10 protein-coding genes are annotated in these 14,082 nt (G+C 73.3%); 9 read left to right on the forward strand and 1 reads right to left on the reverse strand.

Going from position 1 to position 14,082, the window contains the following annotated elements; all coding sequences use genetic code 11:
- The first annotated feature begins 15 nt into the window (after positions 1–15).
- From QOL16_RS04155 to mfd, 5 genes are all read left to right on the forward strand, one after another.
- Complete coding sequence (locus QOL16_RS04155; protein ID WP_071245476.1) at positions 16–954, forward strand: hypothetical protein; 939 nt, start codon at positions 16–18, stop codon at positions 952–954.
- A gap of 275 nt (positions 955–1,229) precedes the next feature.
- Positions 1,230–1,862: a 50S ribosomal protein L25/general stress protein Ctc gene (locus QOL16_RS04160; RefSeq protein WP_065961779.1), complete on the forward strand. Its 633-nt coding sequence runs from the start codon at positions 1,230–1,232 to the stop codon at positions 1,860–1,862.
- Between the two features lie 31 nt (positions 1,863–1,893).
- A complete protein-coding gene (gene pth / locus QOL16_RS04165) occupies positions 1,894–2,478 on the forward strand; it encodes an aminoacyl-tRNA hydrolase (RefSeq protein ID WP_071282552.1) in 585 nt (194 codons plus the stop codon).
- A 373-nt stretch (positions 2,479–2,851) separates the two neighbouring features.
- Positions 2,852–4,075, forward strand: a complete 1,224-nt coding sequence (locus QOL16_RS04170) for a hypothetical protein (protein WP_071282554.1) — start codon at positions 2,852–2,854, stop codon at positions 4,073–4,075.
- 81 nt (positions 4,076–4,156) lie between these two features.
- Complete coding sequence (mfd, locus tag QOL16_RS04175; RefSeq protein WP_071282556.1) at positions 4,157–7,768, forward strand: transcription-repair coupling factor; 3,612 nt, start codon at positions 4,157–4,159, stop codon at positions 7,766–7,768.
- A 294-nt stretch (positions 7,769–8,062) separates the two neighbouring features.
- Here the strand turns inward: mfd and nhaA are convergent, their stop codons facing one another.
- Positions 8,063–9,241, reverse strand: coding sequence for a Na+/H+ antiporter NhaA (gene nhaA / locus QOL16_RS04180; protein WP_071282558.1), 1,179 nt, complete (start codon positions 9,239–9,241; stop codon positions 8,063–8,065).
- Between the two features lie 97 nt (positions 9,242–9,338).
- Here nhaA and QOL16_RS04185 point away from each other — a divergent pair, with 97 nt between their 5' ends.
- From QOL16_RS04185 to QOL16_RS04200, 4 genes are all read left to right on the forward strand, one after another.
- Positions 9,339–10,139: a MazG family protein gene (locus tag QOL16_RS04185; RefSeq protein ID WP_071282560.1), complete on the forward strand. Its 801-nt coding sequence runs from the start codon at positions 9,339–9,341 to the stop codon at positions 10,137–10,139.
- A 380-nt stretch (positions 10,140–10,519) separates the two neighbouring features.
- On the forward strand, positions 10,520–11,764 hold the full coding sequence (gene hisS / locus QOL16_RS04190; RefSeq protein WP_071245501.1) for a histidine--tRNA ligase: 1,245 nt from the start codon (positions 10,520–10,522) through the stop codon (positions 11,762–11,764).
- 93 nt (positions 11,765–11,857) lie between these two features.
- Positions 11,858–13,141: a phosphopyruvate hydratase gene (gene eno, locus QOL16_RS04195; protein WP_065961793.1), complete on the forward strand. Its 1,284-nt coding sequence runs from the start codon at positions 11,858–11,860 to the stop codon at positions 13,139–13,141.
- A gap of 333 nt (positions 13,142–13,474) precedes the next feature.
- Positions 13,475–14,026, forward strand: a complete 552-nt coding sequence (locus QOL16_RS04200; RefSeq protein ID WP_083394898.1) for a septum formation initiator family protein — start codon at positions 13,475–13,477, stop codon at positions 14,024–14,026.
- Positions 14,027–14,082 lie beyond the last annotated feature (56 nt).

The raw sequence follows: 14,082 nt of genomic DNA on the forward strand, positions 1-14,082 counted from the left end.
GGGCATGCTGGGGCGATGGAGTTCGCGGACGTGGCGAGGGAACTGCTCCTCGTCGCGCCCGCCGACTTCGTCCGTGAGCGCACCGCCCGGCAGCGGGCCGTCCGCGCGGACGACCGTCCCCTCGCGACCCGGATCGGCGGGCTCCGGAAACCCGCACCCGCGGCCTGGGTCGTCGACCTGCTCGCGCACGACGGCGCGCTCGACGAGGCCGTGGGTCTCGGGCCGTCGATCCGGCAGGCCCAGGCGGACGCCGACCCGGACGCCATCCGGCAGCTCCGACGGCAGCGGTCCGTGGTCGTCGACGCCGTCGTGCGCGCCGGGGCCGACCGCGCGGCCGACGCCGGGCACCCGGTGACCCCGGCGGTCCTCGACCAGGTCCGCGCGACCGTCGAGGCCGCGATGGTCGACCCGCACGCCGGTGCCGCCGTCCGCTCGGGGCTGCTCGTCCGTGCCCTGGAGAGCGCCGGGTTCGATGCGGTCGACCTCGACGGTGCGCTCGCCGACCCCGACGCCGTGCCGGAGGCGTGGTCCGGCTCGGACGCGGAACCCATCCCGATCGAGAGCGCGCGCCGGTCCCGGCAAGCGGGTCGCGCCGCCACCACGACGCACCAGCAGCCGCAGCACCACCAGGACGAGCGCCGGCAACAGCACCACCAGCGCGAGCGCGAGCGCGAGCAGCAGGAGCACGAGCGGGCACAGCAGGAGCACGCCGCCCGCGAGGCCGAGGCCACCGCCCGCGCCGAGTCCCGCACCGCCGACGCCGCCCTCGACGCCGCGGAGTCCGACCTCGAGCGGGCGGAGGAACGCCGGGCCGACCTCGAACGCCGGCTCGCCGACGCGGCCACCGCGGTCGAGCGCGCCGAGCGGGCCCGGGACGCCGCGGCCGAGGCGAGCGACCGCGCCCGCGACCTCCTGCGCGCCGCCCAGCACCACCGACGCGACGTCGGACGCTGACGGAGTACCACGCAGCACCAGCACCAGCACCAGCACCAGCACCAGCACCAGCACCAGCACCAGCACCACCGCCCCCGCGGTACGACACGCCCGGGACGGTACTGGTAGAGTGGCGCACGACTTCGGCGAGGGTCGCGTTCGCGCGGCCGTGATCGACGCGGCGGATGCCCGGCAAGCTCTGGGAACGTTCCTCACGCGTGCACGCGTTCGAGTTGCAACACCACAGACCCCACGATGCCGGCACCCCGGTGTCGCCCACGAGACCAGGAGGCACCATGGCCGACTACACCACGCTCGCAGTCGAGATCCGCACCAAGTTCGGCAAGGGTGCGGCCCGCAAGCTCCGCGCCGCCGACAAGATCCCCGCCGTCATCTACGGCCACGGCACCGAGCCGCAGCACGTGTCGCTGCCGGGCCACGAGACGATGCTCCTCGTCCGCACCGCGAACGCGGTCGTGGACCTCGACATCGAGGGCACCTCGCAGCTCGCCCTCGTCAAGGACGTCCAGCGTGACCCGGTGCGCCAGATCATCGAGCACATCGACCTCGTCGTCGTGCGTCGTGGCGAGAAGGTCACGGTCGACGTGCCCGTCGTCGTGACCGGTGAGTCCTTCTCCGGCACCATCCACGTGCAGGACCTCTCCTCGGTCTCGCTCCTGGTCGAGGCGACCAACATCCCCGAGCACGTGACGGTCGACGTCGAGGGCCTCGAGGACGGCACGCAGGTCCTGGCGTCGCAGCTCGAGCTGCCCGCCGGCGCCGAGCTCGAGACCGACGGCGAGGCGCTCGTCGTCCAGATCGTCACCCCGCGTGGCACCGCCGACGACGACGCCGCCGACGAGGCAGCTGCCGAGGCCGGCGCCGAGGCGGGTGCCGAGGGCGGCTCCGCCCCGGTCGACTCCGAGTAAGCACACCCTCGCGGACGTCTGGCCGACGCTGATGGCAGTGGACACGCTCGTCGTGGTCGGGCTCGGGAACCCCGGGCCCGGCTACGCGGGCAACCGCCACAACGTCGGCCAGATGGTCCTCGACGAACTCGCCGCCCGCATGGGTGCGACGTTCAAGAAGCACAAGACGCCGAACCAGGTCGCCGAGGGGCGTCTGGTCCCCGGCGGCACCAGGATCGTCCTCGCGAAGCCGGGGTCGTTCATGAACACCTCCGGCGGACCCGTCTCGAGCGTCCTCGGGTTCTACAGCGCCACCCCCGCCGAGCTCGTGGTCGTGCACGACGAGCTCGACCTGCCGTTCGACACCGTCCGTCTCAAGGGCAGCGGCGGTCACGGCGGGCACAACGGCCTGCGCGACATCATCAAGGCGACCGGCACGAACGAGTTCTCCCGGGTGCGGATCGGCATCGGCCGTCCCCCGGGTCGACAGGACCCCGCCGACTACGTCCTCCGCGACTTCTCGCCGACCGAGAAGAAGACGCTGCCGAACCTCCTCGCCGACGGGGCGGACGCGGTCGAGGCGATCGCGGAGCTCGGGCTCCTCGCCGCGCAGCAGCGCGTCCACGCCCCCTCCTGATCGGCGTCGGCGGACCGGGCTCCGCACGCGCGTCGGACCGGCCGGGAGGCGCACCCCGCGTCCGTCCCGTCGGCTGCGGTCCGGCAGTGGTGGCCGGTGCCGAGGCGCGCCCGGTGTCCGTCCCGTCGGCTGCGGTCCGGCGCTCCACCGGCACCGCAGGGGACACGGCGCGGGTGCCCGGCAGACCGGAGGACGCGTCCACGGTCCCCGAACTGGGGGACCACGTCGTCCCCCGCCCGTCAGTACGGTCTGCGGCGGAGGAGCGTCCTCCACGAGGGGGACCACCATGGGGCGAAGCACCCGGACGCCGCGACACGTCGCGACCGGACGACCGACGACACCGGGCCGGAGCGGTCCGAGCGTCGGGCGGGCGGTGTCCCGCACCGTCCTGGTCGCCGGCGCAGCGGTGCTCGCGGTCGTCCTGGCCGGCGCGGGTGCCGCGCTGGCCGACGGGGCCGGTTCCTCGACGAGCGAGACGTGGACGCCGACGCGTGCGGACGTGTCCGCTCCGCCCGTCGCCTCGTCCTTCACGGCGCCGAACGACGTCCACGTCGACGCCGACGGGTCGGTGCTCGTCGCCGACCTCGCCGGGAACGGCGTCCTCCGGCGGGCCACCACCGGGGTGTGGAGCGTCGTCGCCCCGTTCGGCACCGGACAGCGGGACATGTGGAACCCGTCCGCCGTGACCACCACTCCGGACGGCCGGGTCCTGGTCGCCGAGGCCGGTCGCCCGGCCCTCGCGACGGTCGACCCGGGATCGGGGGCCGTGACGCGGCAGGCCGCCCCGCCGGTGCAGGGTCAGGTCGCCGGACTCGCCGTGGACGGCACGACCGTGTTCGCCGCGGTGCCGGGCAGCGGACGCCTCTGGACGGCGCAGCTCGGCTCCGACACCTGGACGACGGTCGCCGGCCCCTGGCAGGACCCGGCCGGCGTCGCACGCTCCGCCGACGGCACCGTCCTCACGGTCACCGATGCCCGGACGGACGACGTCTGGCGGCTCGACCGCGCGACGGGGGCGGTCGTGTCCCTCGGGTTCCCCCGGCACGCGGGCAGCGTGCTGCGGGGCGTGGCCGTCGACGGCGGCGACGTCTTCGTCGTGGACAACGGCGCGGGCCGGGTCTGGGCGCGGACGGGCGGTTCCTGGTCGGTGGCGTTCTCCACCGCGCCCGACGGGACGGCGCTGGTGAACCCCACGGGCGTGTCCGTCGGCGCGGACCGCTCCCTCGTGGTCGCGGACTACAACCGGCAGCGCATCGTCACGGCGACGTCCTCCGGGCGGCCGGTGCCGGTCCCGTCCGCAACGCCCAGCGCCGACCCGACGCCCGCCCCGACCGCCGCGGCGTCGCCGGGCCCGTCGGCGACCCGCGCCGCCGATTCGACCGCCCCGGCGACCGCCCTGCCGACCGCAGCGAGCGGCACGACCGGCACCGTGCCTCCCGGCCGTGGCCCGGTGGCGTCGGGACCGGCCGACGGTCCGCACCACGCGCGCGACCTCGCCTGGACCGGCAGCGGGCCGGTCGTCCCCGTCCTCGTGCTCGCCGGGTCCCTCGTGCTGCTCGGGACGGCGGGGAGCGTCGCCCGACGACGTCGGGCCTGACACCGGAGCAGCACGGGGCGGTGTGTTCGCCCGTCGCGCACGCCGCGCCCGCTGTCGGAGGGCGCCGGTACCATCTCCTGAGTGACGATCTCGGGCATCATTCCTGCGCTCTCGCGCGCCTCCGCGTTCGATCGCGTCCTCCGCGCCGCCGGGCGTGACGCTGACTTCTCCGTCGTCGACGGCCTGCGCGTGCCGTTGCTCGCCGCCCTCCTGGCCGAGCGCTCCGGCCCGCAGTGCCTCTTCGTGGTGACCGCCACCGGGCGCGAGGCCGAGGCGGTCCGCAGCGCCTTCACGTGCACGGTGCCCGATGCCGAGGTCCTCGAGTTCCCCGCGTGGGAGACCCTGCCGCACGAGCGCCTGAGCCCGAGCGCGCAGACGGTCGGCACCCGCATCGCGACGCTCCGCACGCTCGCCGCGTGGCATGACGCCGACCCGGCCGATCGCCGTCCCGTCGTCGTCGTGGCGAGCGTCCGTGCGGCGCTGCAGCCGATCGCGGGCAACCTGACCTCGCTCGCGCCGGTCGTCCTCCGCACCGACTCGCGCGGCAACGACCTCGCGGGGATCGCGGCGCAGCTGGTCGACCTCGCGTACGCCCGCGTCGACCTCGTCACGCGTCGTGGTGAGTTCGCCGTCCGCGGTGGCATCCTCGACGTCTTCCCGCCGGGCGCCGACCACCCGGTGCGCGTCGACTTCTTCGGCGACGAGATCGAGGCCATCAAGGCGTTCTCGGTCGCCGACCAGCGCACCACCGAGGACGACCTCGGCGTGGTCGAGCTCACCGCCTCGCGTGAACTGCTGCTGAGCGACGACGTCCGGCAGCGGGCGCGCGAGATGCTGCACGAGTTCCCGAACCTGTCGCAGATGCTCGCCAAGATCGCCGAGGGCATCCCGGTCGAGGGCATGGAGTCCCTCGCCCCCGCGCTCGTGCAGGACCTCGTGCCGATCACCTCGTACCTGCCCGAGGCCGCGACGATCGCCGTGCTGTCCCCGGAGCGGGTGAGCGGCCGTGCGCACAGCCTGGCCGAGACGAACACCGAGTTCCTGCAGGCCGCGTGGAGCGCCGCCGTCGCCGGTGCGCAGGCACCGATCGACCTCGACGCCGGCAACTTCCTGACCGTGCAGCAGCTCAAGAACGGCCGTGGGCAGCGCACCTGGTGGACCGTGACGCCGTTCGACTCCGGGCTCGACGAGGGCGACCGCGACCGCGTGCTCACCGACGCCGAGGCCGCGAGCGAGGCCGGCGAGTACATCCGCGTGCGGGCCGAGTCGATCCCGAGCTTCGCCGGCAGCGCGGACGGTGCCGTCGGGCACGTCAAGCAGCTCGTCGACGACGGGTGGGCGGTCGTCGTGACGGCGCAGGGCAAGGGCCTCGTCGAGCGCGCCGTCCAGGTGCTCGCCGACGCCGGTGTCGCCGCCCGCGCCGGCGACCTCACCGCACCGCCAGAGCCCGGCGTCGCGGTCGTGACCACCGCGTCGGTCGAGGCGGGCTTCGCCACCCCCGATCCGCGCATCGCCGTCCTGAGCGAGGCCGAGTTCTACGGCCGCAGCGTCCAGCAGGGCGCCCGGACCGTCAAGAAGCTCGCGGGTCGTCGCAAGAACGTCGTCGACCCGCTGCAGCTCAAGCCGGGCGACGTCGTCGTGCACGCGACGCACGGCATCGCCCGGTTCGTCGAGCTCGTCTCGCGCGAGGTGAGCTCCGGCGGCCGGAACGCCGTGAAGACGCAGCGCGAGTACCTCGTGCTCGAGTACGCACCGTCGAAGCGGAACTACCCCGGTGACAAGCTCTTCGTCCCGACCGACCAGCTCGACCAGCTGTCCCGCTACGTCGGCGGCGAGAACCCGACGCTGTCGAAGATGGGCGGCTCGGACTGGTCGGCCGCCAAGTCGAAGGCGCGCAAGGCGGTCCGTGACATCGCGGTCGACCTCGTGAAGCTCTACTCGGCGCGCATGGCGTCGAAGGGCCACGCGTTCGGCCCGGACACCCCGTGGCAGCGAGAGCTCGAGGAAGCCTTCCCGTTCGCCGAGACCGCCGACCAGCTCACCACGATCGACGAGATCAAGCGCGACATGGAGAGCCCGATACCGATGGACCGGCTGCTGTCCGGTGACGTCGGCTACGGCAAGACCGAGGTCGCGATCCGTGCCGCGTTCAAGGCCGTGCAGGACGGCAAGCAGGTCGCGGTCCTCGTGCCCACCACGCTGCTCGTCCGCCAGCACATGGAGACGTTCCAGGAGCGGTTCGCCGGCTTCCCGGTGCACCTGCGCGCGTTGAGCCGCTTCCAGTCCGAGAAGGAGTCGAAGGAGACGATCGCGGGCCTCGCGGACGGCACCGTCGACATCGTCATCGGCACGCACCGGATCCTGTCGCAGAACATCCAGTTCAAGGACGTCGGACTCGTCATCATCGACGAGGAGCAGCGGTTCGGCGTCGAGCACAAGGACCAGCTCAAGAAGCTCAAGACCAACGTCGACGTGCTCGCGATGTCGGCGACCCCGATCCCGCGGTCGCTCGAGATGGCGGTCACCGGCATCCGCGAGATGTCGACGCTCGCCACCCCGCCCGAGGACCGCCACCCGATCCTCACGTTCGTCGGACCGCAGTCCGACCTGCAGGTTGCCGCGGCGATCCGGCGCGAGCTGCTCCGCGAGGGCCAGGTTTTCTACGTGCACAACCGCGTCAAGGACATCCAGTCGGTCGCATCGCACCTCGCCGAGATCGTCCCCGACGCCCGGATCCAGGTCGCGCACGGCCAGATGTCCGAGGGCGCCCTCGAGCAGGTCATGGTCGACTTCTGGGAGCGGAAGTTCGACGTGCTCGTCTCGACGACCATCATCGAGACCGGCCTCGACATCGCGAACGCGAACACGCTCATCATCGACAAGGCCGACAAGTACGGACTCTCGCAGCTGCACCAGTTGCGCGGTCGCGTCGGCCGTGGCCGGGAGCGCGGCTACGCGTACTTCCTGTACGACCCGGACAAGCCGCTGTCCGAGACCGCGCAGGACCGCCTCGAGACCATCGCGGCGAACAACGAGCTCGGCGCGGGCATGCAGGTCGCCATGAAGGACCTCGAGATCCGCGGTGCGGGCAACCTGCTCGGCGGCGAGCAGTCCGGCCACATCGCCGGGGTCGGCTTCGACCTGTACCTCCGGATGATCGGCGAGGCGGTGTCGCAGTTCCGCGGTGACGTCGCCGAGGGGCAGACCGAGCTCCGGCTCGAGATCCCGGTCGACGCGCACATCCCCGAGGACTACGTCGAGTCGGAGCGCCTGCGCCTCGAGGCGTACCAGAAGCTCTCGGCGGCGTCGGCCCCGGCGGCGCAGCCCGAGGCGATCGACATGGTGCTCGACGAGCTCACCGACCGCTACGGCCAGCCCCCGCAGGCGGTGCGCACGCTCGTCGAGGTCTCCCGACTCCGGCGGATGGCGCAGCAGGTCGGCCTGTCCGACGTCGTCGTGATGGGCTCCAACCTGCGGGTCGCCGGCAAGGAGCTGCCCGACTCGGCGCAGGTCCGGCTCGCGCGGATGTACCCGGGGGCGCGCTGGTTCCCGCAGCAGGACGCGTCGAGCATCCCGCTGCCGAAGCCGCACGGCGAGACCCTGCCCGACGACGCGCTCATCGACTGGGTGGAGGGCATCCTGACGGCGGTCTACGGGGCGTCGAAGACACCCGCGGAGTCGACCGCCGCCTGACGCGCGTCGCCTGACCGGCTCGGCCCGTCGGGTCGTCCTCTCGGACCGGAGGCGCGTGGCCGGCCGGCAGCGCGCCTCCGGCCCGTCCCGTCGTCGGACGGGAGGCACGTGGCGGGCCGGTACCGCGCCTCCCCTCCGTCCCGTGGTCCGACGGGAGGCACGTGGCGGGCTGGTACCGCGCCTCCCGTCCGCCCCGGGGTCGCGGCAGACCGCTCGTCGCGCCCCGTCGCGGATGCGGCCTCGGCGCGACGTCGCCGTTGTCGTCCGACGGCGGTGTTGCCGCAGCGCGTCGACCTACTCGGTCACCTCGGCCTCGGACAGCGCCCGGCGGGCGCGGTGGTGCCGCGCCTTCGCGCTGACCACGACCGCCGAGGCGACGATCGCGATGCCGGATCCGACGAGGACGGCGAGGACGCCCTCGTCGAGGATCTCCTCGTTCCGGGCGAACGCGAGCTCGTTCATGAGCAGGGACACCGTGAAGCCGATGCCCCCGAGCACGCCGACGGTGACGATCGAGCCGAAGGACAGGCGCGACCGGCCCGGGGCGCGGAACACCCTCGTCGCGACGACGCCGAACAGCGTGATGCCGAGCACCTTGCCGACGGGGAGCGCGAGCACCACCGCCCAGAACGTCGGGGAGAGGTCCCCGATGCCCACGGCGGGGACGACGACCGCAGCCGAGGCGAAGGCGAACACCGGCAGCACGACCGCGTTCGACCACGGCTCGACGTGCTCGTGCAGCGTGTGTGCGGGCCGGCGCGGGAGCACGAGCCCGAGCGCGACGCCCGCGATCGTGGCGTGGACCCCCGAGTGGTACACGAGCCACCAGGTCACGAGCCCGACGAGGACCATCGCGACGACGATCCACGTCTGCGCGCTGCGACCGGGACGGAGCAGTCGACCGAGCACCGCGAAGACGAGCAGCGCGACGACGGCACCGCCGAGGGCGAGGAAGTCCGTCCCGCGCGCGAACACCACCGCGATGATGACGATCGCGATGAGGTCGTCGAGCACCGCGAGTGCGAGCAGGAACACGCGCAGGGTCGAGGGCAGTCCGCGGCCGAACACCGCGAGGACGCCGAGCGCGAAGGCGATGTCCGTCGCGGTCGGGATCGGCCAGCCGTGCTGGTACGCCGTGCCCGCGGTGACGGCGAGGTAGATGCCCGCGGGGACGACCACGCCGCCGACCGCTGCGATGGCGGGGACCACCGCGGTCTTCGGGTTCGACAGCTCCCCGTCGACGAGCTCCTGCTTGAGCTCGATCGCGACGAGCAGGAAGAACACCGCGAGCAGCCCGTCGCTGATCCAGTGCGACACCGACAGGTCGAGGCCGACCGCACCCCACGGCGAGTGCGCGTCGAGCGCGCGTTCGAGCCCGGGGCCGAGCGGCGAGTTCGCCACGACGAGTCCGAGGACGGCGGCGGTGAGGAGCGCGATCGCGCTGAAGCGGGGGGAGCGGACGAGTGCCGACATGGTCCTCCGGGGTGTGGGGTCGGGCAACGGACCGTCGACCAGACTTCCCGACACACCTGGGCCCATCGTACCGGGCCCCGCGTGCGAGCGTGGCCGCATGACCGCCGTCCCGGACCTCGTCGCCGTCGTCGACCGCCTGCTCGCTCCCGAGGGCGGGTGCGTCTGGAACCGTGCGCAGACCCACGCCTCGCTCGCGCACTACGCGGTCGAGGAGGCGTACGAACTCGTCGACGCGATCGACGAGGGGGACGACGACGACCTCCGTGAGGAACTCGGCGACGTGCTCTACCAGGTGGTGCTGCACGCGGGGGTCTCCGCGGCCGCGGGTGGGTTCGACCTCGAGGACGTCGCCGCCGGCGTCCGGGACAAGATGGTCCGCCGGCACCCGCACGTGTTCGGTGACGAGCGCGCCGACACCGAGGACGAGGTCGTCCGCGTGTGGCGCGCGGCGAAGGCGGCGGAGAAGGCCGGGCGGCGGAGCGTGTTCGACGGGGTGCCGCGGGCGATGCCGCCGCTGGAGCGAGCCGTGAAGCTGCTCGAGCGGCTCGAGGAGCGGGGCGACGCGGACGCGGTGCTGGCGGCGGTGACCGGTGCCGGATCCGGCACTGCTGCCGCACCCGGTGCCGGTGCCGGTACCGCTGCCGCACCCGGTGCCGGTGCCGGTGCGTCCGGCGCGGGACACGGAGTGGCGTCGGCAGGTGCGGGGCGTGCGGACGAGTCGCAGGCCGACGGGTCGAGCGACCCCGGTGCGGACGCCCGGTGGGGGATCGCCGTGCTCGAGCAGGTGGCCGCGGCACGGGCGGCCGGGATCGACCCGGTCGCCGGGCTCCGGGCGGCGGTCGGGATGCTCGAGGCCCGGGGGCGTGACGCAGACGAGGCGGAGGTGGGACGCGGCTGACCGGCGGGGCTGGTCGGCGTGGCCGACCGGCGAGGGCGACCTGCGAGGCCGACCGCTGCGGCTGGCCGGTGGGGCTGGCCGGCGTGCACCGCCGGTGTGGCCGACCGATGCGGCTGACCGGTGTGGCCGACCGCCGGACAACGAGAAGCGGGCGCCCTCCCAACCCGAAAAAGGAGGACGCCCGCGAGCGGGTCGCGACGCGCCAGGGAACGCATCGCCAGGGACACCCGCTCGAACCGCGGGGCGACGTTGCAGCACTTCGTCCCCGCGAACGGCCCGGTGACCGGATCAGGCAGTCACCGAACCGAGGTTCTGGATGTAGCGTATCACCGGCCAGTCGGGTGCGCAACCGGCGGTACCCGTTCTGGCAGGATCGAGGCATGGCGACGACCGTGACGGCACCCCGTGGCATGCGTGACTTCCTCCCCGCGGACAAGGCCCGGCGCGAGCACGTGCTCGGCGTCGTCCGCGACGTGTACGCCCGCCACGGGTTCGACGAGATCGAGACCCCCGTGGTCGAGGACGCCGCCCGCCTGCACTCCGGCCTGGGCGGCGACAACGAGAAGCTCGCGTTCGCCGTGATGAAGCGCGGGCTGGGCGTCGAAGACCTGCAGCGGGCCGAGGCGCCGCTCGACCTCGCCGACCTCGGGCTCCGGTTCGACCTCACCGTCCCGCTGGCCCGCTTCTACGCCTCGCACCGGGCAGAGCTGCCGTCGGTGTTCCGATCGGTGCAGATCGCTCCCGTGTGGCGTGCGGAGCGCCCGCAGAAGGGGCGCTACCGCCAGTTCGTGCAGTGCGACATCGACGTGCTCGGCGAGCCCGGCCAGCTGGCGGAGATCGAGCTCATCCGCGCGACGACCGCGGCGCTCGACGCCCTCGGCATCGCCGGCACGACGATCCGCATCAACGACCGCCGCATCCTGCTGGCCCTGCTCGCCTCGTGGGGCATCGCCGAGCCGGCGACGGCGGACCGCGCGCTCATCACCGTCGACAAGCTCGACAAGATCGGCGCGGACGGCGTGGCCGCCGAGCTCCGTGACGTCATCGGCGCGGACCTGCCCGGGCTCGAGGACACCATCCGCGCGCTCGAGGCCGCCGACTGGGACACCGCCCGCGGTGCCGACTGGCTCGACGCCGAGGCGTTCGCCGACCTGGAGCGTCTGCGCTCGGCGCTGCCCGGTGTCGACCTGCGCTTCGACCCCACGCTCGTGCGCGGCATGGGCTACTACACGGGGACGATCTTCGAGGTCGCGCACCCCGACTTCGGCTACAGCCTGGGTGGGGGCGGACGCTACGACGGCATGATCGGGCGGTTCCTCGGCCAGGACGTCCCGGCCGTCGGCTTCTCGCTCGGGTTCGAGCGGCTCGTCGACCTCGTGACGCTGCCCGAGTCGGCCGAGTCCGACGCCGTCGTGCTCGTGTACGACAAGGACGTCGACCCGGTCCGGCTCGCGGCGCTGAAGTCCGAGGCGCTCGCGACACACCGACGCGTCCGACTCGAGCGACGGACGAAGAACACGAAGAACCTGCTCGCGGGACTGGCCGAGCAGGGGTTCGACGCCTTCGCGAGCGTGCGCGCCGACACGGAGACGCTCGAGGGCGTGGAGTTCCGACCGCTCGCCTGAGTCCGTCCGCGGGACGTCACGGGCGACTGCCGTCCACCCGGCGTCGCTAGGATCGACCCCGCAATCACCAACCGAACGTGTAGGGAGTACCCCGTGGCCGTGATCGATGCCGTAGGAGCACGCGAAGTCCTCGATTCCCGAGGCAACCCGACGGTCGAGGTCGAGGTCCTCCTCGACGACGGCGTGGTCTCGCGCGCACTCGTGCCGTCCGGTGCATCCACCGGCGCCTTCGAGGCGTACGAGCTCCGCGACGGCGACGCGAACCGCTACGGCGGCAAGGGCGTCCTGAAGGCCGTCGACGCCGTCCTCGACGAGATCGGCCCGGCGCTCGAGGGCTTCGATGCCACCGACCAGCGCCTCGTCGACGCCGCGCTCATCGAGCTCGACGGCACCGAGAACAAGTCGCGCCTCGGTGCGAACGCGATCCTCGGCGCCTCGCTCGCCGTGGCCCGCGCCGCCGCCGACTCGGCCGACCTGCCGCTGTTCCGCTACCTCGGTGGCCCGAACGCGCACACGCTGCCCGTCCCGCTGATGAACGTCGTCAACGGTGGCGCGCACGCCGACACCAACGTCGACATCCAGGAGTTCTTCCTCGTGCCCTACGGCGCCGAGAGCTTCTCCGAGGCGCTCCGCTGGGGTGTCGAGACGTACCACGCCCTCAAGGGCGAGCTGAAGAAGCAGGGCCTGGCGACCGGCCTCGGCGACGAGGGCGGCTTCGCGCCGGAGCTCGCGTCGAACCGCGCCGCGCTCGACTTCCTGCTCGCCGCGATCGAGAAGGCCGGCTTCACGCCCGGCAAGGACATCGCGCTCGGCCTCGACGTCGCCGCCACCGAGTTCTTCCACGACGGCAAGTACACGTTCGAGGGCAAGCAGCTCTCGAGCGAGGAGTTCACCGGGTACTTCTCGGACCTCGTCGCGAACTATCCGCTCGTCACCATCGAGGACGCCCTCGCCGAGGACGACTGGGAGGGCTGGAAGCACCTCACCTCCGAGCTCGGCTCGAAGCTCCAGCTCGTCGGCGACGACCTGTACGTCACGAACCCGAAGCGTCTGCAGCGGGGCATCGACGAGCAGGCCGGCAACTCGATCCTCGTCAAGGTGAACCAGATCGGCACCCTGACCGAGACCCTCGACGCCGTCTCCCTCGCGCAGCGCCACGGCATGACCGCGATCCTGTCGCACCGCTCCGGTGAGACCGAGGACACCACCATCGCCGACATCGCGGTGGCGGTCGACGGCGGCCAGATCAAGACCGGTGCCCCGGCCCGCTCGGACCGCGTCGCGAAGTACAACCAGCTGCTCCGCATCGAGGAGGAGCTCGGCGACGCCGCGGTCTACGCCGGCCGCACCGCGTTCCCGCGCGCCGCTGCCCTGTAGTCGGCACACCGTCACACGTCGGACGCCGTCCTCCTCCGGGAGGGCGGCGTCTCGCCGTTCCCGGCACGTCCGGCCCGCTCGGCGGCGCGCCCGTCACCGTCGCCGAGCGGGCCCGATCCGTCACGACGGGCGCCGCCGCCCGACCGATCCGGCCCGCGCGGCGGACGTGAGCGGTACGTCCTGCCCGCTCGGGGGGCCCGGCCAGCCGTGTGGTGACGCGCCCCTCGCGGCGGAGGTGGGCCGCGCCTCCCGGCCGCTGGGAGGGTGCCGAGCGACGCACGACGGTCCGCGTGCCGGGCCACGGGACCGCCCGGCCCGGGTTATCGTCGGACCGTGCCCAGTCAGAAGCCCCGCGTCCGCCGCGTCCCCGTGGCCATGCCGGCGACCGGCACGGGCGAGCAGCCCTGGTACCGCTCGATCCGGTTCTCCGGGTTCAGCCTGCTCATGCTCGCGATCATCGTGCTGTTCGTTGTGGTGCTCGCGCCCTCGCTGCGGACGCTCGTGCAGCAGCAGGAGCAGATCGCCCAGCAGCAGCGCGAGGTCGCCGCGCAGAAGGCCGACGTCGCGCAGAAGAAGCAGGACGTCGCGCGGTGGGACGACCCCGCGTACATCGAGGCGCAGGCGCGCGACCGGCTGCTCTACGTCTACCCGGGCGAGGAGAGCTACCTCGTCATGGGCGCCGACCAGGGTCGCGGTGACGACCGGACGACCACCGACTCCGGCAGCCCGGTGAGCACGAAGGTGCAGACGCCGAAGGTCGACTGGGTGCAGGCGATGCTGTCGTCGGTGCTCGAGTCCGGCCTGACCAAGAAGACCACCGAGCAGCTCGTGGCGCCCGACGTCTCGGGGACCGGCGAGCCGACGGGGTCCTCCACCGGGAAGTGAGCCGGGCCCGACCCGAGCAGGGAACCGGGCTCGACCGCCGGAAGGGGTGCGCCGTC

The sequence above is a fragment of the Curtobacterium sp. MCBA15_004 genome (genome assembly GCF_001865055.2).
Lineage (GTDB): Bacteria > Actinomycetota > Actinomycetes > Actinomycetales > Microbacteriaceae > Curtobacterium.

What these genes read in the sequence shown, in the direction of transcription:
- nhaA (WP_071282558.1), bottom strand. Translation starts at nt 9,241, where the DNA reads ATGTCGGCACTCGTCCGCTCCCCCCGCTTCAGCGCGATCGCGCTCCTC.
- pth (WP_071282552.1), top strand. Translation starts at nt 1,894, where the DNA reads ATGGCAGTGGACACGCTCGTCGTGGTCGGGCTCGGGAACCCCGGGCCC.
- QOL16_RS04155 (WP_071245476.1), top strand. Translation starts at nt 16, where the DNA reads ATGGAGTTCGCGGACGTGGCGAGGGAACTGCTCCTCGTCGCGCCCGCC.
- hisS (WP_071245501.1), top strand. Translation starts at nt 10,520, where the DNA reads ATGGCGACGACCGTGACGGCACCCCGTGGCATGCGTGACTTCCTCCCC.
- QOL16_RS04185 (WP_071282560.1), top strand. Translation starts at nt 9,339, where the DNA reads ATGACCGCCGTCCCGGACCTCGTCGCCGTCGTCGACCGCCTGCTCGCT.
- QOL16_RS04160 (WP_065961779.1), top strand. Translation starts at nt 1,230, where the DNA reads ATGGCCGACTACACCACGCTCGCAGTCGAGATCCGCACCAAGTTCGGC.